This is a genomic window from Bifidobacterium hapali (genome assembly GCF_002259755.1).
In the GTDB taxonomy this organism is placed as follows: domain Bacteria; phylum Actinomycetota; class Actinomycetes; order Actinomycetales; family Bifidobacteriaceae; genus Bifidobacterium; species Bifidobacterium hapali.
Genome location: NZ_MWWY01000018.1, coordinates 1 through 22,085, shown reverse-complemented (window position 1 = coordinate 22,085; position 22,085 = coordinate 1). Strand labels below are relative to the sequence as shown.

General features: G+C 56.9%; 17 protein-coding genes and 1 tRNA gene. 5 read left to right on the top strand and 13 right to left on the bottom strand.

The window, feature by feature from the left end; translation table 11 throughout:
- From BHAP_RS04030 to BHAP_RS04010, 7 genes are all read right to left on the bottom strand, one after another.
- On the bottom strand, nt 1-244 hold a 244-nt coding region (locus tag BHAP_RS04030; RefSeq protein ID WP_143248731.1), incomplete at its 3' end, for a hypothetical protein.
- A gap of 1,177 nt (nt 245-1,421) precedes the next feature.
- Complete coding sequence (locus BHAP_RS11605) at nt 1,422-1,577, bottom strand: hypothetical protein (RefSeq protein WP_158216425.1); 156 nt, start codon at nt 1,575-1,577, stop codon at nt 1,422-1,424.
- A 179-nt stretch (nt 1,578-1,756) separates the two neighbouring features.
- The gene (locus BHAP_RS04025) at nt 1,757-3,598 is read right to left on the bottom strand and encodes an ABC transporter ATP-binding protein (protein ID WP_158216424.1); all 1,842 of its coding nucleotides are present in this window, start codon (nt 3,596-3,598) and stop codon (nt 1,757-1,759) included.
- 36 nt (nt 3,599-3,634) lie between these two features.
- A complete protein-coding gene (locus tag BHAP_RS04020) occupies nt 3,635-4,213 on the bottom strand; it encodes a hypothetical protein (RefSeq protein WP_094729471.1) in 579 nt (192 codons plus the stop codon).
- Nucleotides 4,214-4,348: 135 nt separating this feature from the next.
- Nucleotides 4,349-4,519, bottom strand: a complete 171-nt coding sequence (locus BHAP_RS11600) for a hypothetical protein (protein WP_158216423.1) — start codon at nt 4,517-4,519, stop codon at nt 4,349-4,351.
- Nucleotides 4,520-4,533: 14 nt separating this feature from the next.
- On the bottom strand, nt 4,534-7,038 hold the full coding sequence (locus BHAP_RS04015) for a hypothetical protein (RefSeq protein ID WP_094729470.1): 2,505 nt from the start codon (nt 7,036-7,038) through the stop codon (nt 4,534-4,536).
- Between the two features lie 288 nt (nt 7,039-7,326).
- Entirely contained in the window at nt 7,327-8,190 is an 864-nt protein-coding gene (locus BHAP_RS04010) for a hypothetical protein (protein ID WP_143248730.1), read from the bottom strand.
- A 62-nt stretch (nt 8,191-8,252) separates the two neighbouring features.
- On the opposite strand from BHAP_RS04010, the gene BHAP_RS04005 reads away from it, so the two are divergent.
- Together BHAP_RS04005 and BHAP_RS04000 are read left to right on the top strand one after the other, a co-directional pair.
- Nucleotides 8,253-9,515: an MFS transporter gene (locus BHAP_RS04005; RefSeq protein WP_094729468.1), complete on the top strand. Its 1,263-nt coding sequence runs from the start codon at nt 8,253-8,255 to the stop codon at nt 9,513-9,515.
- 308 nt (nt 9,516-9,823) lie between these two features.
- Nucleotides 9,824-12,748 carry a phosphatase PAP2 family protein gene (locus tag BHAP_RS04000; RefSeq protein ID WP_244569286.1) on the top strand — a complete coding sequence of 975 codons (2,925 nt, stop codon included), beginning with the start codon at nt 9,824-9,826 and terminating at the stop codon, nt 12,746-12,748.
- A gap of 539 nt (nt 12,749-13,287) precedes the next feature.
- On the opposite strand, the gene BHAP_RS03995 is transcribed toward BHAP_RS04000, so the two are convergent.
- Both BHAP_RS03995 and BHAP_RS03990 read right to left on the bottom strand, forming a co-directional pair.
- A complete protein-coding gene (locus BHAP_RS03995) occupies nt 13,288-14,268 on the bottom strand; it encodes a hypothetical protein (protein ID WP_094729467.1) in 981 nt (326 codons plus the stop codon).
- 79 nt (nt 14,269-14,347) lie between these two features.
- On the bottom strand, nt 14,348-15,025 hold the full coding sequence (locus BHAP_RS03990; protein WP_094729466.1) for a histidine phosphatase family protein: 678 nt from the start codon (nt 15,023-15,025) through the stop codon (nt 14,348-14,350).
- Nucleotides 15,026-15,546: 521 nt separating this feature from the next.
- Between BHAP_RS03990 and BHAP_RS03985 the strand changes: the two genes are divergently transcribed.
- The gene (locus BHAP_RS03985) at nt 15,547-16,986 is read left to right on the top strand and encodes an MFS transporter (protein ID WP_094729465.1); all 1,440 of its coding nucleotides are present in this window, start codon (nt 15,547-15,549) and stop codon (nt 16,984-16,986) included.
- On the top strand, nt 16,979-17,419 hold the full coding sequence (locus BHAP_RS03980; RefSeq protein ID WP_094729464.1) for a hypothetical protein: 441 nt from the start codon (nt 16,979-16,981) through the stop codon (nt 17,417-17,419). The genes BHAP_RS03985 and BHAP_RS03980 overlap by 8 nt, the downstream gene beginning before the upstream one ends.
- 372 nt (nt 17,420-17,791) lie before the next feature.
- Here the strand turns inward: BHAP_RS03980 and BHAP_RS03975 are convergent, their stop codons facing one another.
- Both BHAP_RS03975 and BHAP_RS03970 read right to left on the bottom strand, forming a co-directional pair.
- Nucleotides 17,792-18,328, bottom strand: a complete 537-nt coding sequence (locus BHAP_RS03975; RefSeq protein ID WP_169713163.1) for a GtrA family protein — start codon at nt 18,326-18,328, stop codon at nt 17,792-17,794.
- Between the two features lie 488 nt (nt 18,329-18,816).
- Nucleotides 18,817-18,889: transfer RNA gene (locus BHAP_RS03970), tRNA-Lys, on the bottom strand.
- 172 nt (nt 18,890-19,061) lie between these two features.
- Between BHAP_RS03970 and BHAP_RS03965 the strand changes: the two genes are divergently transcribed.
- Nucleotides 19,062-19,757 (top strand): GNAT family N-acetyltransferase, encoded by a 696-nt coding sequence (locus BHAP_RS03965; RefSeq protein WP_244569285.1) that lies wholly within the window; start codon nt 19,062-19,064, stop codon nt 19,755-19,757.
- Between the two features lie 549 nt (nt 19,758-20,306).
- Here the strand turns inward: BHAP_RS03965 and msrB are convergent.
- The gene (msrB, locus tag BHAP_RS03955) at nt 20,307-21,302 is read right to left on the bottom strand and encodes a peptide-methionine (R)-S-oxide reductase MsrB (RefSeq protein ID WP_094729460.1); all 996 of its coding nucleotides are present in this window, start codon (nt 21,300-21,302) and stop codon (nt 20,307-20,309) included.
- A gap of 232 nt (nt 21,303-21,534) precedes the next feature.
- Nucleotides 21,535-22,085 (bottom strand): IS3 family transposase (locus BHAP_RS03950; protein WP_143248729.1); only part of this gene is annotated, 551 nt, incomplete at its 5' end.

Below are 22,085 nucleotides of genomic sequence, written 5' to 3'. Positions count from 1 at the left end.
AAATCGTGTTCACGCTGGAACCATTGCCCAGCGCATTGCGCAGTGCATTGTTCTCTTCCGTAGCAGATACGGTTGTGCACAGCTTAAGCGTGTTGCCGCTCGGCACATTGCATTCCAGTCCCGACGGAACCTGAATGTCTGCAGCCTGTGCGACTTGCGGCGTGACGACCACGGCACCGAGCATCGTCAGTCCTGCGGCTGCTGCGGCAAGCGTGCGTAGCATCTTGCTATATGCGAATTGCATATCGCTCCCTTCTTCTTACCAACGCATAGGGGCCGGACGCTTCGCGCGCCCGGCCCCTATGCCAAGTCCTCAATGGCCGACGGCATGTGCTGCCGGCCACTTTTCCCGAAGGGAACCCATACTGCCCGATCACCCTCCGAATGCACGTTCAGAGTATGTTCCGCACCCGCTGGAACAGGTAAACGGTGAATTTGGCGCTTGCAGCAAAAGCACCGAGTTACCCCCCCCCCATCGCAAACCGTTCGTATTGTTAGCGTTCACTGTCATGTTGTAACACACGTCATGGTTCGTTATTTGATACGTTTTATTCCACTATTCGGTAAAACCGTTTCGACCGCCCTCAGTCCTTCCCTTTCCACCCGACTACCCCCTATCAAAATTCACCAACCCGTAACCTCAGCCCTTTAACACCCTGACACCCGACACTCTTTAACACCCTGTCGCCCAACATTGCACAGCGAATCATTCTCAATAAGAAAAGTGTGAGCCAAACGCACAATATTAAACAAACGCACATTTGATAAAACCTTGCAATAGCACCAAAACCAACTATCCACATGTTCGATTGACAATCCGTCAAGCTCACACTTTTCTTATTGAGAATGATTCGCTGCACACTTACCTCGCCGGCGTACGAAACCGTATATATGAGGATTGCACGTCCGCTCACTATCAAAATTCACCAACCTGTAATCTCACATCATCATCACGGCCGACAACTGCACTCAGCATTCTGCATCAAAAGTTCATTTACGATGCCCCTCGCCCCTCAGCAGCACGCCGTACACATACCATCGCGTGGCAGAAAACGCTCGCTAAGCAACCCTCAGCGAGACAAAACCGCCACTCGCACTAGCTCGTGGCAGAAAACGCTCACCGAACAGCCATCAGTGAGAGAAAACCGCCACACACACCGGCAGCGCACCAGAAAAACCACATGCCATGCGATTGGGCAACTGCTCAGTTACAGCCTCCGCACACCCATCACAAGGCCGTAACTCAACGACAGGGTCACACTACTGCTGAGTTACGGCCTTTTTCAGGCCCTGAAACGACCGTAACTCAAGGTCAGAAACGCAATACCGCTCAGTTACGGCCTCCACACGCCATCGCATCGCCTCAGCCCATATACAACAAAACCCCGGCATTACGCCGAGGCTTTGTCATTAAATATCAGTCAGCCCATATTGCCCGGAGCGCACTGATCTGGGGTCAATCCCTGCGACGTGCACCAATCAGGCTCAGGCGGACGGACCGTACCATCGGACGTGCGGACAATATCATCAGACATCAGGCGCACAACATACATCTTCGGCGTTGTATACATGCTCATTGGAACCTCCCTTGACTCCAACTTCCTGTGGAAACTCTTTTTTCCGACACAACATAATATACCCCCTTCTCGCGGCACGTTTACCGGCGTGTCACGTTGTGGACAGATTCCCATAAAATGTCACCGTCTCACATCGCAGCACCTCTCCGCTCAGCGAAACGCCCCAACCGCACCTCGCCTCATCGCGCCGGCGCACCGAGCGTAAGAACCGTATCGCAATAGGCAAGCACTTCAGGGCGATGCGTGACGATAAGCACCGTACGGTTCTTCAACCCGCGAATATGCTCAAGCAGCTCATGCTCGGTACGCTCGTCCAACGCCGACGTGGACTCGTCGAGCAGCAGCACCGGTGCCTGGCTGTACAGCGCGCGAGCGATCGCAATGCGCTGCATCTGACCCTCGGACAGGCCCGAACCATGCTCGCCCAACTTCGTCTCATACCTGTCAGGCAGACGTTCGATAAATTCAGCGGCGCCGGCAATACGGCAGGATTCACGCACCAGATCATCATCGATGCTCGCCGGATCGGGATCGGGGTCCGCGAACGCGACGACCTCGCGAATCGTGCCGGACATCAGCGCATTGCCTTGCGGCACATAGGCGAAAAACCCGCGCGGAATGTCTCGCGGCGCAATGATCTTATGATTGCCGTCAACCGCGACGCCGATCGCGCCGGATTGCGGCCGATACGCACCGAGCAGCAGCTTGAGCATCGTGCTTTTGCCGATGCCGCTGCGACCGGTGATCGCCACGAAATCACCACGCTGAATGTCGGCGGAGAAATCGCGCAGGACCTCATTGCGTCCATACGTGAAATCGACATGCTCACAGCGGATCGCCACCATGCGCGCATACAGATCACGCGCCGCAAGCGGCTTTCCAACCGCATCGGGCGCATCGGAAGCAATAGACTCATGCTGCTCATGCTGCAACCCGTCACCATCACCATTACCCTCGCCGTCACCGTAGCCATTGCCATCGTCACCGTCGCCGCGCGGCATCAGATCAATGAGCCGTTCCGCGCTGGCCAGCATCGCCGCATGCTGCGGGAACATGCCGCCGATCATCGCGAACGGCGACTGAATCTGACCGATCAGCTGAATCACGGCCATCATCGTGCCGTAACTGATCGTGCCATGCAAAATACCGAATCCGCTCCACACAAAGCCGATCAAATACCCCACGTTCATCGCGCTCGCCAAGCCGGTGCTTGCGAACGCTGTCACCGCAACGCGATGCATGCGCGCGCGCTGATGATCGGCCATGCGCTCGCGCGCCACGCCGGCGACCTTGCCGGTCACGCCGAACGATTGGATAACCAGCAGTCCCTCAAGACTTTCCTGCATAAACGATTGCACGCGGCCACCAGCCTCCTGCACGCGTTTATGCAATCGTTTGAGCAACCCGCGCAGCGGCAGCGATGCGACGACCATGATGACGCCACCGACCACCAACACGGCGGTAAGCGTGGGTGCAATCGTAATCATCACTACCACTACGCCGATCACGCGAATCGCCATCGACGCTACGCTCGGCACCATCGACGACACCGTGCCACTGACCACCGTCGCATCCGACATAAGCCGGTTCATGAGTTCGCCGGAATGATACCTTTGCGCCTGTGCGATCGGAGAGTCCAGCACGCCTGAAAACACGCGAGCGCGCATGCGATTGTCCATGGAACTGCGCGCCCATTCGGCAGTCACCACGCCGAGTGCGCGCAGGATGATCTGCGCGACTATTGCGACGGCAAACAACGTGACTTCGCGGATGAACTGCTCGCGATTATGCGCCACGGCCGCGTCGATCGCACCGCGCATCATGAGTGCGTATCCGACGCCGATCGCCGCCATCGCCGCCTGTATCGCGCACAATGCGACTACCAGCCAGCATGCGCTACCGTACACGCCGATCAGCCACCGGTAAATGCGCCATGTGCTCAGGTTCACGCCAGTATTCGCACCGCCGATGGATTTGCCAGTATCGGACGCGGTGTTCGATTCGCTACTGCTTTCACGCATACGAACCATAGTATCGCCGTGTATTGCGTACCGGCGCTACTGGATGCTGGCGCCGAAATCGGTACCGGACGATGAATCGCCGGAGTCTGTCGATGAGCCGCCGGATGTGGACGAATTATTGGATGAGCCGTTCGATTCCGCACCCGAATTGTTGGTGGCGGTATCCGCGGAACCAGACGAATCGCTGCCGGCGCTACTGGTGCCATCACTGCTGCCGCCGGCCGAGTCGCCGGTGATAGCCGAGCCGTCAACCTCGGTATCGCCGGAGCCTTCCTCGCCGGTAGTGCCCTCGACTTCAGTGGCACCGGCAGACGGGTCCTGCTCGGATTCTTCGGGCTTCACATCGGAATCGTTCTTGGATGTGCTGTTGTCGGTCGGATTGTCGGTAATGACGCTGCCATTGCCGCCCGACCGGTTCTGCGAAGTACCACCGTCGCCCGAGCCGGCGAACGGGCCAACTCCGTTGGCACCTGCGATAGCCAACCCGCCGATAACCAGTGCGATCACGGCAACCACGGCCGCAACCACCATCCACAGCTTCACCGAGCCATCGCCCGCAGTTCGCACCTCGCCCCTGCGCGCCGCCCGCGAACCGGACTGTTGATGTTTCGCCATATTCCCCCTCTTCTTGCCATCGTTCACCCGATGCAACAGTAGTTGATGCCGCATCCCAGCTCAGACAAGTTGAGGGACGAAGCCCATGCCTCGCCCCTCAACTCACTACATCATGCGACGTTCCGGCCGATCGGATCAGAGCGTCAACCCCGGCTGAGCAGGCATGATGTCAGAAACGCATTCCCCGCCCAGAGATGGAAGACCGGTATCGGGATCGACCGTGCAGCCCGAACCACCGGAATTGGTGATCACGTCATTGCTAAAGAGCAGCACATTCATTACTGGAGATTCATATTTTCTAGTCATTACATTACCTTCAATCATTTCGAAGAAGACTGAGCATCAAGGAATCCTTGAGCCTGACTCTTCTGAGCTTCGGACGCGGTCACATCACTCAGGATCGACTTGGCGAGTCCCTCCACGCTTTGATGATGAACCGTCGACTCAGCCACGGTTATCTTCGTTCCATCGGCAGTGGTGTACGCAATATAGAACTGGACATAATAATCGCGGCTGTACCACTTGGCGGTTATTCCATTGATGCTGAACGATGAAGACAGTGATCCGTCATCATTCTTCACAGGGGCCTTGTCCCTCGTGAAATACGCCAAATTATCTTCAGCAATACCGAACTTCCACATGGAATCGGTATTCCGATAGGCCACATCTTCAGGAAGGGTAACCGTGTAGCTGAATCGAATTCCGGCCTTCTGATAATTATCGGAGCCATCGTTGTTCGTAAAGACGTTCAACGAGATTCCCTTGAACGAGTACAGATCCGTCTTCGGGACGAACTTGGCGTACGCGGCACCGGTGGTGTCGGTCGTTGTCAGCGGAGTCTCGAACGCCGCATCCTTGTACCAGCCGACGAACGCGGTGCCTGCCGGTGCGATCGGCGAAGTCTTCGTCGCGCCGCGATATGCGGACACATCCGTCACGTCGATCGACTGCGAACCGGCATACGTGAACTGATCGGCCGGAGTGACCAGTACGCTCGTCCCCTTGTCGTTGACCAGCTGCTGCGCGTTGAAGTAGATGGCCGCGGTGTTGTCGGTGAACGTGTTGCCGTTGAGCTCGATGCCGGCCGACGCTGCAGGCAGCTTGTCGTAGATCCAATTGCCGGTGGCCGGGTCCTTGGCATAGGTAGCGCCCCATGTGCTGTAGCTCAGGCCCATGTACGTGCCCTTGAACGAATTGTCGTTCAGCTTCAGTCCGTTGACGTCGCCGATGGAGACGCCATACGACTTGGCCGCAGTGCCGTCCATCGTGTTGTTGCTGACGGTCAGGTTGGTCACGCCGTACACGTCGGTTTCTGGCGTGTTGCCGTTGGCGACGAGGAACATCGAGTTGCCGCTCTTCACGCCGTCCGCATCCTGCGGCACGGTGATCGTGTTGCTGTCAACCAGCGTGCCGTCGATCGCGTTCTTGCCGCCGACGAGGTTGATGCCAACCGCCGAATTGTTGTGCGTGCGGCCGATGATGAACGTGTTGTTCTGAATGGTCGTATTCGTCACACCGTTCTCCAGCCAGACGGAGCTGAGCTGGAAGTCGACCTCGCCCTTGGTCATGCTTTTGATTTCGAACGTGTTGTCAGCAAGCAGAACTTTGTTGGCCTTGTTGGAGACGATCACGTTCTGAACCAGACCAGCAGTCTTCTTGCCTTTGTCGTCAAACGTCAGGTCTTCGCCGTCAAGTACGAAGTGCACGCCCTTGACTACGGATTCACTGGCATTGAAACGCATGACGCCGTTGAACGTAACGTCACTGCTGGCGGCGGTGACAGTGACCTTCTTGGTAAAGCTGACCGACGGATGATCGGTGACCGATTCGTACAGCGTCACCGTCGCGTTATCGATCTTGTTGGCGGCTTCCGCAGCTTCCTTGATCGTGGCGTAGTATGCGTTCGCGCCGTCCGCATCGGTCACGCCGTACGCCTCATGTTCAACCGTGTACACGTTGCCTTCGCCCTTGACCGAGGATGCGCCGGTCGTCAGGAACGTCCGTACATTGTTGGTGGCGAAGTTGTCGTCGCCGTTGGCGGGATCACGCTGTTCAAACGAACCGCCTTCGATCCAGAAACGCTGGGTGGTATCGCTCGGCAGCTGGTCAAGGATGAGCTTCCATTGATTGGTCTTGTCGAACAGCTTGAACGTGCCGCCCTTGATGGACACCCTGGCTGTGGAGCTGGGGTCCGTGACCACCTTGACGATCGTGTTCGCGGTTTTCTTGGCATTGTTCTTGGTGTATGCGGCACCCGAGAACGTGCCGTTCTCGATGGTCAGACGGCCGTCGTTGACCACGACGAATGCCGGCGCACCCGAAACGCTGCCAGTGCCGGCCGAATCGGTGACGGTCAGGTCGCCGCCGACCGTGATATCGAACGGATGCAGATCAGCCGCGTTCTCGTCGGTCGTGATCTTGTGTCCGTTCAGGTCGAGCGTGACCTTGCTGGTCACGTATACGATGTCGGCGCTGGAACTGACCGTGACGTCGCTCAGGAGCTTGACAGTCCCGTTAGTCTTCCCTGCAGCCTTGATTGCCTCGGACAGTGTCTCATAACTTGTGTCGCCTACCTTAGCGACATAGAAACTTACATCGTTGTCACCGGGATCAGAAGAGGATGTTCCCTCCGTCGCCTGATTGGTTTGATCAGCGGGGGGGGTCTGCGTATTTTGCTGTGTCTGATCCTGCGGAGTCTGCGTAGTTTGAGCAGCGTCCGGCGTTTGCGCGAGCGCAATCATAGGCGGAGCAGCGACCGACAAGGTAGCGACCATCGCCGCGCCAGCCAGAGCTCCGATGCCCTTCTTGAACTTCTCTGTTGCCATAGTGTTCCTTACTTCCTGCCGGTTCGTTCCAGCCGGAAATGCGTATATGCAAGATGCAAGCGCCATTGCTTTGACGACGTGCCCCAACAGCAGCACTTACTTCTCTGAACAACGATACTAATACCCCCGCGCGTCAAAATGAACGACACGGTGACATTCCGCCGAATTCCGGACATTGATTGCGGTCGGCTACGTCGTCGCCGTATCGGATGTGCGCGAGGCCGCATGGGTTGCTAGCGTCGGTTCGTACGGCCGCCCCGACCGGACAGCATGGCACAAGCGCCGCCGTCAGAGCATCGCCTTGGAACTGGCCAGAACCGCGGCTTCGCTGATCGTGCAGGACAGCAGATAAACCGGCACATGCCGCAGCAACGCATCCAGCAATCCCAACGATTCCGCAGCAGCGAGCGCATCGTCGGGACGGTACATTTGCCGCATAACGAGCGGCAACGCCCTGTCGACGCCGATACGACGACAGGAATTCTCCACACCATGTTCATCTGCGACACGGATCACGTTATTATCAGCATCGTCCGCCGCATCAACCGCACTGGCACCACCGCCGCCACCCGAAACGACGCGGACGCCCATGTCAGTTGGATACGATCCGTCGTCAACCGCACGCGTGACCACACAAATGCCAGCAAGTGGCGCACTCACGTTGCGTTGCCAGTTCTCCTTACCGGCCCACGGCGTGCCGAATGCCCGTACCTCACCAGAGCTTTCGTCGATGTGCAGCAATGGTTTGTCACCGTTAATAATGTCAACTTTGCTGCCGAAAACTTTGCGCCACATACGAATATGCGTGGTTTTACCAGTACCACTAGGCGCGGTGAAAATATATGCACGACCATCGTATTCAATTGTCGCACCGTGGAACAGGACGCGTCCCAATGACGGTCCCTTCTCGGCAATTGCGCGTAGCACGACCAGTGTTTCAAGATAGGGATCACTCCAGTCGCCCGGTTCTCCAATCTCACGCTCGTGGTCGATGTCGTGCTGCGTCACCGCAATCGCGATGTCCGCATGATCGCGGTCTTGCTCGAATCCACGCGATGGCAGCATATAATCAGTACACTGCTGGATAATCTGCTCGTGCATCGATCGTACGGCCACCGTCAGGTCGGCAACCCGCATCATAAAATCAGTCACGCGGACCATCATACGGCCCATCCTGCCATGTCACAGCCTTAGAGCGTGCGATACTGGCACGCATGAGCAACGCCAGCACACGCACCGCCAGCGACGGCAACGCCACCACAACCACAGCCGCCACCCAACACAACAACGCTCCGAACTACGATCGCACGGTCATCGCGTGTTTCGTCGGATACATCACGCAAGCGGTCATCAACAATTTCATGCCGCTGCTGTTCGTCACGTTCGCAGCGACCCTCGGCATCGATATGGCGCGACTGTCGGCGCTCATCACCGTGAATTTCGTCACTCAGCTGATCGTGGACGTGCTGGCCGGGCGATTCGTGGACCGCATCGGCTATAAACCGTGCATTATCGCCGCTCATGTCGCCGCGCTGGCCGGTCTGCTCACGCTCGGTCTGGTGCCGACGCGCGTTGCGGACCCGTATCCGGCGATTGTGGCGGCGATTATGCTGTACGCGCTGGGCGGCGGCCTGATCGAGGTGATGGTGTCGCCGATCGTCGAAGCGTGCCCGAGCGAGCACAAAGCCAAGGCAATGAGTTTGCTGCACTCGTTTTATTGCTGGGGTCAGCTCGGCACGGTGGCTATTTCAACGCTGTTTCTGTTCGTGTTCGGCACCGGATCGTGGCCGGTGCTGGCGTGCCTGTGGGGCGTGGTGCCGATCGCGGGCATCGTAATGTTCGCGCGGTCGCCGATGCCGCGCATCGTGCCGGAAGGTACGGCGACGATGCGATTCGTTGATTTGGCGCGGCGTCCGGCGTTCCTGCTCATGTTCCTGATGATGCTGTGCGCGGGCGCGGCCGAGCAGGGCATGAGTCAGTGGGCGAGCGCGTTCGCTGAGTCCGGTTTGGGCGTGACTAAAGTGGTGGGCGATCTGGCTGGCCCGGCTGCGTTTGCGCTCATGATGGGACTGTCGCGTACGTTGTACGGCATGTTCGGTCATCGGATTGATTTGACCAAGTTTATTGCCGGCAGCTCGCTGCTGTGCGTGGCCATGTATCTGACTGCGGCGCTCACGCCTTTGCCTGCGGCTGGTCTCGTGGCGTGCGCTATCACCGGTTTTTCGGTCGGTATTATGTGGCCCGGTACGTTCTCGATTGCTGCGGATGCGATGCCGGGCGGCGGCACGTTGATGTTTGCGTTGCTAGCGGTTGCTGGTGATTTGGGATGCGCTGGCGGCCCGGCTTTGGTGGGATTTGTTGCGTCCGCGAATGGGGACCGGCTGCAAACTGGACTGTTGTTTGGGTCCGTGTTTGCGGTGGTATTGCTTGTATGCGTATTTATTACGCGACGATTTGCTCATGTTGCGCGTCATTGATGCAGGACGAGCTGTCGACGAAGTCGACTGAGGGGTAGTCACACCTATGGAACGTCCCGAAGGTGTGAACTATCCCTCAGTCAGCTACGCTGACAGCTCCCCTGACAAGGGGAGCCGCGAACATCGCTAACGAACTTCTGGCGCAGGGTACTACCCGGCTTTGGCCGGGGTTTTACCCGGTAAAGCTCCGGTTAATTGAAAATGATTTTTATTAGCCTTTGGCGTTTCTCCTGCTTGGCCGACGGTAAAACGGATTTTGGCCCCATTGACTGCGACGTGCACAACGCCGCGTCTCATCACTAGGAGAAATGGAAGCTGAACCAATGAACACCACATCACGCAAGTCCACGGTCGTCAAAGGCGCCGTGGCTGGCATCGCCGCTCTGGCGATGCTGCTGACCGGAGGCGTGGCCGCAAATGCAGCCGAATCCTCCGCATTTGGCAATGCAGTCAAGCCGGACATCACCGGTCTGCTCAGCCAGTATTACGATTGGTGGACCCCGAAGAAGGTCGTCAACAACACTCCGGAAGGCGACGCATTCCGCGGTAACGTCACTGACGCCGGCACAAGCGTTCTCGATCAGAACGATAAGACTGTCGTCACCATCAACAACAAGGCTGCTTCCGACACTACCAAGGTAGACGGCAAGTACACGCAAGCCGAGCGCGCCGCTCTGGACGCCAGCGACGGCGACGCTCTGCGCATCTACAAGGATGCTTTCGGCCCGGTTATCGGCCAGTACGTCGCCGACGGTCTTGCACAGGGCAAGCTGCCGAAGACTAACGATCTGGTGTTCAACAACGACAGCGACATCGCTTTCGCCAAGTTCGTGGGCACTGGCAGCGCCAAGAAAGACTTCAACTACCCGCGTCCTTACTTCTCCGTGGACAAGGAAGGCGTGGACCGCACGCTCGGCGGCAGCAACAACCTCAACGGCCTTGCTTCCACACTGAACATCAAGCGCATCCCGCTGATCACTATCGACGGCCAAGAGTACGGCGAGGATTACACCGACTATCAGGAGCCTTCGCAGTCCTTCCCGTCCGGACACACCACCAAGACGTACAACCGTGGCATCGGTCTGGCTACCCTGCTTCCTGAGCTCGGCCCCGAACTTGCTGCGCGTGCCGCTGAAGGCGGCAACAACCGCGTGGTCCTCGGCGTGCACTACCCGATGGACGTGATCGGCGGCCGTATTTCCGCTACCGCATCCCTCACTGCACTGTGGTCTGACCCCACCTTCCGCACCAACGAACTGCTCCCGGCTCACGATGAGCTGGAAAACTACATCGCATCCCGCTGCGCGGCTGACGGCTACGGCGACACGGTTGCCAAGTGCGTAGACAAGCTGGGCGCTAACGACGACAAGGGTTACGTGAACACGTTCACCGACGCCGTATCTACTGAGCCGGTCACCGACCGTGAATCCGCGATCGACGCGTACACTGCCCGCATGACCTACGGTTTCAAGCAGGTTTCCGCGGCCGGTCAGGCTCCTGTAGTGCCGGACGGCGCTGAGAACCTGCTGCTCACCGCTTTCCCGACCCTGACTGACGACCAGCGCAAGGCTGTGCTCGCCGCTTCCGAAATCGACTCCGGCTATCCGCTGGACGCCAGCTCCGAAGGTTTCCAGCGCATCAACCTCGCCAAGGCGTTTAGTGCCAAGGTCACGCTGGATGAGAGCGGCAAGACGATCACCGCTATCTCTTTCGGCAACAGCGCACCTACCGTCGTGAAGACTCCTTCTTCCAAGGATGCCATCACCAACCTGCTCACCGATTTCAACAAGTACTTCGTAGCAGGCGTTGGCGTGACCGACGAAGGCAAGTCCGTGCTCGAACACGATGACGAACTCACCGAGTCGATCAACAACAAGGCATTCGGTACTGACGGCAAGACCGAACAGGACCAGCGTGCGCTGTCCGACGCACAGATGAACTCGACCAACACCCTGTACGACGCACTCGGCCCGGTGCTGGGCAAGTACTACAAGGATGCTGCCGACGCAGGTAAGCTGCCACAGACCGAGGCATATCTCGAAAAGATGGACGAGTCCGCTTCGACGAGCGTGGCCAAGGCCACCTACCAGCACCCGCGTCCATACGTGGATCGTGTGAACTTCAACGGCACTACGCTCAACATGAACGGCACCAAGCAGACGCTGAACATCAAGAAGGTGCCGGGATACGAGAACTTCGACTGGGGTGACGGCGAGCCGCTCGACAACGAGTACGACGGACTGTACAACTCCGGTTCCTTCCCGTCCGGCCACACTACCTACGCCTTTACTCAGGGCGTCGGCTTGGCCAACATCCTGCCTGAGCTCGGTACCGAAATCATGACTCGTGTGTCCGAAGCTGGCAACAACCGCATCGTGCTCGGCGTGCACTACCCGCTCGATATCATGGGCGGACACATCGCCGGTCAGTCCGGTGTTGCCGCTGCTCTCAACGATCCGGATACGCAGAAGCAAGCTGCCGACGCTCGCACCGAGCTGGTCAACTACCTGACCGCCCAATGCAAGGCTGATAAGCACGGCGACACGCTCGAAGACTGCATCACCAACACCGGCGCTAACGCAAACAAGGGTTACACCAACGAGTTCACCGACGATGTTTCCAAGGCTCCGGTTACCGACCGCGCTTCCGCACTGACTGCCTACACTGCCCGCATGACCTACGGTTTTGAGCAGACTGGCAAGGCTGGTCAGGCTCCGGTAGTGCCGGATGACGCCGTCAACCTGCTGAGCAACGTGGCCGCATTCCGCAACCTGACTGTTGATCAGAAGAAGGCTGTGATCGCTGCTTCCGAGATCGACTCCGGTTACCCGCTGGACGCCAGCTCCGAAGGCTGGGGTCGCGTGAACCTGGCCGCCGTGTACAGCTCCAAGGTGACGCTGGACAAGGCTGGCAAGGTCGTCAAGGTTGAGCCGGGACAGGCGCAGGCTTCTGTGGTGACTGTTTCCGATAACACCAACCACGGCGGCAATGGCGGTAACACTAACGGTGGCAACACCAACGGTGGCAACACCAACAACGGCGGCCAGAACCAGCAGAACAACAACCAGAACAACAACCAGAACAACGGTGGCGACAACCAGGCCAACAAGCCGAACACGACTCCGAAGAAGCTCGCCAACACTGGCGCAAACGTTTCCGGTATCGTGATCGCCCTCGCTGCTCTCGCAGTAGCTGGCGGTGCGGCTGTCATGCTCCGCAAGCGCAACGCCTGATCAGGAGCCCGCGTAGCACGCATCCATAATTCGACAGGCGAGCCAGCTCCCCTTGCTAGGGGAGCTGGCTCGCGTAGCGAGTCTGAGGGGTAGTCACACTTTCGGAACATTCCAAAGGTGTGACTACCCCTCAGTCGACTTCGTCACCGGGCTTCCCTCTTTGCCGAGGGAAGCCCTTTTTGTATTGACGGTTGCCACACAACCGCAAAAACGACGAAAAAACAGTTGTGTGGCAACAGCCTCATATGAGGCATAATCGGGCATATATCAGGAATTGGCGGAATATAGCGGTTCTTTAATTTCACTGTTATGCCACATAACCGATTTATAGCGTTACAACGAAGTTGTGTGGCAACAGCTTTTGCCACACAACCGAAAAAACGGCAGAAAAACGGTTGTGTGGCAACACATACGACCAAAACGAAGCGATTCCTTTATGACGACTCCCCTTGTCAGGACGTTGCCTACAAAACGCGCCTACAAACAGCGCTGCTGTTTGCTGTGCCCAAACGTATTCACCCGAGCACGGCAAATAACCGTCACAACTCAACTTCGGGCTTAGTGGGGTCGTCTTTGATGTGCGCGAACTTGGCGGCGAGCGCTTCCTTGTTTTTGCGCTCGTCTTCTTCTTTGGCGCGACGCTTGGCCTCAGCCGGGTCCCACATCACATCGTCATAGTGACGTGACCATTCAGCGGCGGCGATCGGCGCAATAACGTCAGCTGTCGCAACTAGCGTATCTCCAGTATCGCCACGCGCAGCCAATAACGCACGATATTGCTCATCCGTCAAACAAATACGCGGCACAGACAGTCGCTCGCACAGCTCGTTAGCAAACAGTACGATCGGCAAACTTGCCTGAGTAGTAGCGTGCTGCTGCGTTGAATCGTCATCCGCCGCACAATCAACGGCCGCGTCGTCGATAATCGACAGTAGTTCATCACCGATCGACAACGCAGCGCCAAACCGATAGGCAAGCGCATCGACACTATGCGCAGCAACCTCACCAGTTGCAACGCAATCATCCGTAACCCCAGCGTCATCATCAGCCGCGCCAACCGCAGCAACCCCAGCGATCACCGATTCAGCGCGCATCAACGCATCCCGCAGCGCCGCAACAACATCCGCCGACCAGTCAATCCCCATCGCCGAAGCCGCTTCAAACAGCACCGCAGTATCATGCGCGTCGCGATATTCGATCATCGTGTCATACGCATCGTTCGCCGCGAGCAGCGCATCCACAATCCGCTGCGGACGTCCCGGAATCTCGTCCGCGCCTTCGTACACGAACTCAGCGTCGGGCACAGTCACGTCCTCGCCGGTCGTCACACGCGCGATCATGCGCGTAAGCCGTACCTGCAGATTCTCCGCGTACTTTGCATCGTTGTCCATCTGTTTTGCGTCAGTCAGCGGCCACAATGCAGTCAGTCGCGCGCCGGTTTCAGCAGCCTCGCGCACCGCCGGCAACGCAGCCACGCGCGCGATCGCAGATTCGTTAACAGATTCATGAACAGCAGTCATATTCGCTCCTTTGCAACGTCACCAGCAGGCCACCATCGACCTACCGCGCCGCACTACACAATCACCACTCACTGTACCGTTACTGTACGTCGGCCGCGGGGTCGGCGTACGTGATTGACATCACCTTGCCGCTCGCACAATCGTAGGTAATCGATGTAACCGACGCGAGTGCCGTGTGTCGCAGGAACATCCAGTGCTCGGGATGACCCGTTTCGAGCAGGTGCCGATACGACCAGATCGGTGACTCGTGACTGACGACGACGATCTGCTCGCCGGGATGCTGCGCGACTTTCTCGCGCGCGAAATCAGCCATGCGCGCTGCGATCGAACAGTACGACTCACCCCAGCTCGGACGCCACAAGTTGAGCACGAGCCGCCAGTTACCGTTACGCCACAGCGCACCTTCACCGTGGCCGATGCGCAGTCCGCGGAATTCGTTGCCAGCTTCGATCACGCGCGAGTCCGTATGCAGTTCGAGCGGAGACTGGTTGCGTTCGGCGCGAACTTCGTTGAGTGCGTCGATGATCGCGCCGGCAGTTTCGCGCGTGCGGTCGAGCGGCGACGAGTAGACTGCTGAGATCGTGTTGGTTTGCGGATTTGCGGCGAGATAGTGCGCGGTCGCCTGTGCCATGCGCATGCCGCGATCGGACAGATGGAAGCCGGGGAGGCGTTCGTACAGAAGATGGTCGGGATTGTAGACTTTGCCATGGCGGACGAAATGGATGGTGGTTGCGGCGGTTGCTGTCGTTGCTGACATCGGCGGCTCCTTTGTTAATGGCTGATGGGTGCTGGTGACTCGCGACTTGCGACAGTCGGTCTCCATTAATTATTCAATAATTATGTACCGGTACATCGCGTGTCGCGATCAGGGAACTTCTAGAGTAGTCATGATTGTGCAGCGACAAGGCTCGCACAACTCACACAAGTACATACCGATACGTACCGATACATATAAGTGAACACACGCATGCACGGCTGACCCAAGGCACGGCAATATCGCAGTAACCTGCCGAAGGGGACGGGGAGGTCGGCATTCTCCCAGCTACCAATCGGTAATCAACATGCGATCGACGGACTGCGAGGCGCGAGTTAGGCAATCAACTACCCGAAACGCGACCATCCAACAGTAGGATGCCGCTGACCAAGCCAGCCCGCCGACCAACCAGCCCACCCATCTGTCAACAGAAGTCAGTCAGCACCCACCACGACCGACCGCCGCGACGCCAAGCGGCACATCGGCCCCCAATATCCAACCGTGAGCAGAAAGGAGCGGCACCAATGGCAACCAATACCTCCCATACTGGCGTCACGCGCGCAATCAAGGACGTCAATCACAAACTCTTCGGCGGATACGCAGAATTGCTGCGCATCCCTCACACCGCGCGGTTCGCGGTCGGCTCAGTCATCGCCTGCATGCCGTTCCCGATGGTCGGCATGACGATCACCATCTCCGTGCAGCATTACTACGGCAACTATTCGCTCGCCGGCATGCTCACCGCAATCCAAGCGATCGCGCTGGCCGTCAGCTCCCCCGTGCTCGGCAAGCTGGTTGATAAATTCGGTCAGCGGCAAGTCTCGATCCCGACGATCATCGTGTGGATTGTGTCCGCGATCGCGCTCGTCACCGCGATCACCAACCGCGCGCCGGAGTGGGTACTGTACTGCCTGACGCCGCTACTCGCCGCGATTCCGCCGTGGGGTGCGATGAGCCGCGCGCGTTGGACGACGCTGCTCAAAGGCGATCGTGAACGCACCGATCGCGCGCTGAGTCTGTCAGGCGTGTTCGATGAGTGCATGTGGGTGATCGGTAATCCGCTCGCGTCGACGCTGGCCGTGATCTCCGGTCTGCTCGCGTTTTCGTTCACCGGCGTGTGTGTGATCGTCGGCGCGCTCATGTTTTTAACCGAGCTGACGACCGAGCCGAAGTCGCAAACCGTACTCGCGCGCGAGGCTGGAATGACGCGCAAACAGTACCGCGAGCGCGAGGCTGCGCGGGCGAAAGCCGTGCAAGCCGAGGCTGCGGTAGAGCGGGCGCGCACGCAGGCCGTTGCGGAGGGATTGTCTGAAGCCGAGATTGCGGCGGCGGTTCGCAAAGCGCAGGATGATGCGATGGCCGGTCGCAAGGAGTCGATTTGGGGACCGGGCTTGATCGCCGTGTGCGTGACGTGGTTCTCGCTGGGCGCGTTCCAGTCGGCGGCCGGTATTTCGATTATTGCGTTTGCAACCGAGGCTGGTATGAAGCAGTATACGGGATTCGTGTTCGCATGCTTCTCGATCAGCTCACTGTTTGGCGCGCTGTTTTATGGCGCGAAAAACTGGACAATTCCGCTGTGGAAGAGGTTTTATTTCTGCCTTGCGGTGGTCAATATCGGTATTGGCACGTTCATGTTTGCCAAGCATTTGTGGGTGATCATGATTATTTATCTGCTGATTGGCGTGTGCCAGGCGCCGACGTGGATTAACGGTAATCAGCTGATGCTGCATCTCGTGCCGCCGTCGCGATTCACTGAGGGCGTGGCTTGGATGGGCGCGATGAACTCGATCGGCGCGTCGGCTGGTTCGGCGATTGCCGGGCAGTTCATTGACCGGATGGGATCGCACGGCGGATTCTTAGTGGTGACGACGCTCGCGCTCGCATCGTTGGCGATTGCGTTCGTTGGATTTAAGCAGATTAAGTCGAGCACGGAGACGCCGACGCTGACGACCGTGAATGTGTGATGCGGCGGAGGATTATCTAAGTTCCGCCGAAATATCACAGGAAATGGGTCCGCAGCGTGATTTTCCGGCGGAAGTTAAGTTAGTTTCCGCCGGAATGTCACAGAATGAGGCAGGAATACGTGATTTTGCGGCGGAAAACTGCTCTACCTCCGCCGGAATATCACATTTAAGACAGGGGTTTTGTGATATCCCGGCGGAAGTAAATCACCTGTCCGCCGCAATATCACATTTAGGACCGGATTTCTGTGATATTCCGGCGGAAGTAAGCGGGTTTACCGCCGGAATATCACATTTAGAGGCTATTTTCTGTGATATTGCGGCGGAACTCAAGGTATGGTCCGCCGCAATATCACACCAACAGATCGTCATAGACCACAGGATAGAAAACCACACGGTTTTATCGTCGCATGACTGCAAACACCAATTATTGTAGGTTGTTGTAGGTTGTTGTAGGTCACGGGATGGAAAAATTCAAGTTTTTGCTATCGCGTGATTATGAGCATGTTCACGCGATAGCAAAAAGCCTCAAAATTCCATCCTGTGCGTTTAAAAATAGAGAAAATGAGATCACGCGATGATATGAAACCGGTATCGTGCCATCGCGTGCATAACACTCAAATCACGCGAGGGAAAAGTAAAGATTTTACCATCCCGTGCGCCACATATCAGGGATACTCAGATCACGCGACGGATTGAAACGCGCCAATTCCATCGCGTGACCAACTAAGTCCAAAGTCACACTAACCGCGCTGTTTCGTAACTGTAGTACATCCAGTATTCGTGAGATGCGCCAAGCAAGCGCAAGCTATTTCTGCCATCCTTTGGGTGTGTGCTCAAGCGACCACATGCCAAGTCGACGCGAGAAGCTGGACTCCCACTTAGCGTCAAGTTCCTCAGGCGTAAGCCGACTGTCAGCAGGCTTAAGCCGATTCATCGCATTGGTATGTGTATCGTCGAGCAGCCACTTACGAATCGCGAAATTCCACACCATCACCACGGCAGTCGCGATCAGCTTGCCGATGTTCGTCCGCAACAGGTATTCAGCATGCTGCGAAACGAACGCGTCACGATTCATACCATAGGTCGAAATCCAAATAATCAGATCGTTCATAAACAGACCGATCACAGCCGCAACCACGAAGATCAGCACTTCCATCCAACGAGCCATGTCTGGACGGTGCTTGAACACGAACTTCATACTCGCCAAATAGTTGAAAATTAGCGAAATAATGAACGAAATAGTGGCGGCGATCACGTTGTGCATATGGAACGCACCGACGAGTAAGTTGAGGATACCCCAGTCGATCACGAACGCGATCACACCAACGATACCGAATTTCATAAGCTGCGCAATCAGTTTCTTCACGTCAGCCATTGAACACGTCACGCTTGACACTACTGACTGAATCGACTGGGCCAGTCGGAGCTGCGGTTCGTCTCGCATCGGCTCATATCACGATTTGCGCACATAATTCCCACAGTGTTCCCAGCGAACCGGTACGTTACGCTGAGACTGGTGTTGTTATATGTAATCACGGCCGCAAGGTCGCATATAATTGAATCCCTTCTTCTTCCTTCTTCCTCTCTCAAAAGCCCGGTCCCCCGCCGGGCTTTTTTATACTCTGTTAAACCAGAATCGACATTGCCTCTTTCCTTAGCTCCCCTTGTCAAGGGAGCTGTCCTTATGTGCGCTTTGACGCTACGTCTGCTTATCCGACCTTCATAAATGTGCGGAATTAATGCGGGTTAATCAGAGATAATCGTGCACAAAGCCATATGCGGCGATATAGTAAAGCCCTTGAAACCTTAATGATTCCAAGGGCTTAAGCGTGCCCCCTGTGGGATTCGAACCCACAACCCACGACTTAAAAGGACGCTGCTCTAACCGTTGAGCTAAAGGGGCAACTCTTCTAAGATACACACTTGAGCCGAACAAGCCAAATCGGCGTGGCGAAATAATTCAAAAAATGACAATGCTCACTCAATAAGCCGACATCCCGAAGTCTCCCGAAGTCTCCTGTTACACTATGAAAATTATCCCGAAAGCACCCTCGCGTGAAACACTGTGAAACATCATGGCAACCGAGAACGCTGGGACGCTTGAAACAAGGCGACAAGCGAAAGGAGCTACCGTGAACAACCTCGAAACTGAACGACTGCTACTGCGCCCGTGGAAGGTGGACGACACAGCCGAGGCGGCTTCACTGTTCCGGTATGCGTCCGACCCTGAGATCGGCATCAAATGCGGCTGGCCTCCACATACCCGCATCGAAGGCAGCATGAACGACATCCGCAATATTCTCGCGGTGGAAAATAACTGGGCCATCACCATTAAGGGCGGCAACATAGCCGGGCAAGCAGCGGACGGCGATCCCGTAGGCAGTATCGCTCTCAAACCCGTCAGCCATTACACCATCGATCCAATAACCGCCAATCCAGAGCTCAGCAAACAGTACGGCAAGTATCTTGGCGACAATGCGCTAGAACTCGGTTACTGGATCGGCCGTCCGTTCTGGGGCAAGGGATACATGCCTGAAGCATTGCGCGCCGTGCTCGACTATGCATTCAACAGCCTGCATATGGACGCGGTGTGGGGCGGTCATTACCGCGAAAATCCACAATCCGGTCGCGTGATGGCTAAATGCGGACTGCACATTGTCACCGAGTCAGAGCACGATTACTTTCCGCTTATCGATCGCTACTTCGATCACGTAATCCGCATTATTACTGCCAACGAATGGCGCGACCGACAAACAGATCGTCACATATAGTCGCGCATACACGCACAGAATCGACAAAACTGATACACACGACAATGACAGTTTGCACATCGAGAGGCAACTCCGCGTAACACCATACTGCTTATTACCATGTTTGGTAAGCCCGAATGGTCGGGGCCGGGTCACCGGTTCCGGTATGACTTTTTTGCCCTGTCATTGATGATCCGGGGGGTGTTGTCGACGTTCGCAGTCCACTGATAGGAACTAGACCGGCTGGATGGACGCTTCGGGGCGCATAACGCAGCCCCCCCCCCAAAAAAAAAAACAATTTATACGGAGCATAAACTCCACAATGAGAAGGGACAACCGCCTCTCAATCTGCAAACTGAGAGGCAGATTTTGAACCTCGCAGAGGTCTTTTCGCAAACTGAGAGGCAGCTCCGCATAAAACCACACTGGTTTCATACCCCCGAAACCCATTTATATGGAGCTTAAACTTCCCAGTAGAGGCAGACGGCTGCCTCTCAGTTTGCGAAAAGACCTCTGCAACAATAAAAATCTGCCTCTCAGTTTGCAAATTGTCGCCAGATAGCGCACGCATTACTCAGCCGCATCGCTCGCAGCAGTATCCGCCATCCCATTATCGCGACCATCCACAACCGCAATCCAGTCCGCATATCCTTCCTCGGCCATACGCTCGCGTGGCACGAACCGCAACGCCGCAGAATTCATGCAATACCGCAGCCCACCACGATCAGCCGGGCCGTCTTCAAACACATGTCCCAAGTGAATCTGCGTATCCGCCGTGCGCACTTCAATGCGGTCACGTCCAGGAATGCGATGATCCTCATGCTCAGTCAACGCATCCGCAGCAATCGGCTTGCTGAACGCCGGCCACCCGCAACCAGAATCGAACTTGTCGCGCGAAGAAAACAGCGGCTTACCGCTGACGATATCCACGTAAATGCCCGGCTCGAACTCGTGATCGTATTCGTTGACAAACGGCCGCTCGGTCGCCGCAAGCTGGGTGACCGCGAACTGTTCGAGAGTCAGGTCCCAGATTCGCTCGACGTACTTTTGCCGGTTCTTCACGTTCGCGATCGCGGCGAACGGTATGTGGCAGTAGCCACCGGGATTGTTGACGAGATAGTCTTGGTGACGCGCTTCAGCCGGGTAGAAATTACGCAGCGGTTCAACGAGCACGGCCGGACGTTGCGGCTGACGATCAACGAGTTGTTCGAGCGCGGCAATATATATGGCACGTTGCGCCTCGTCCGTATACCACAGTCCGGTGCGGTACTGACGACCGGTATCCTCGCCTTGACGGTCGATGGAGAACGGATCAATGACTTCGAGAAACAGTAACGTCAGTGTGCGCAATGTGACCCGATCTGGGTCGAAGATGACCTGTACTGTTTCGGCTGCGTCAGTTGTACCCGAACAGACTTGCTCATACGTGGGCGATTCGACGGTTGACTGAGCGTAGCCGACTGTCGTGTCGATTACACCGTCCACATTTTGAAAATACCGTTCCAAACCCCAGAAACATCCGCCTGCAAAATATGCGGTTTGCTCATTACTTGTGCGCTCACTCATGCGAATTACGTTACCCCACACTCCGTATCGTCGTGTGATGACGTTATCCTCCGCTCCCGCATTCTGCCCTTGACTTCCCACGGCGAACGTCACCCGTCCGACCAACGTAAATGTGCGTGGCAGAAAACGCTCGCTAAGCACATCCTCGGCGAGCAAAAACCGCACACGGGGGTGGTGACGTTTTGTTGGACTTCGTTGTCTGAATGGTCGTTCAGAACGATATCACATGTGTTCAGGCGACGAGCCCGAGCTGGATGCGCTTGTCCATGATGCTCATCCCGTATTCGAGTTTGATGCGCTTGTCCCGGTACCAGACCATGTACTCGTCCAGCATCGCAATGAACTCGTCGATCGTGACGCCCTGGAAGCTCCTCTTGTGGAAGAACTCTTGCTTGAGCCGGCCGAAGAACCCCTCGGCGGCGGCGTTGTCCGGACTGCAGCCCTTCGCGCTCATCGACCTCGTCAATCCATGATCCGTGCAGATGCGAATCCATTCAGGCCACCGGTAGTGGCATCCCCGGTCGGAGTGGATGACGGGCGTCTGACCGGGTCGGAGCGTGGCGCACGCGTCCTCGAGCATCCCGTTGGCCAATGCGGCGTTGGGGCTGGTGCCGATCGTCCAGGCGACCGGCATGCCGTCGTAGCAGTCGATCACCGGCGACAGGTACACCTTGCCCGCGGGGATCGAGAACTCGGTGATGTCGGTGACCCACAGCTCATTCGGATTCGCGGCGTGAAAGTCGCGGTTGACGAGATTGGCCGGCGCGCCGCCGATCTCTCCCT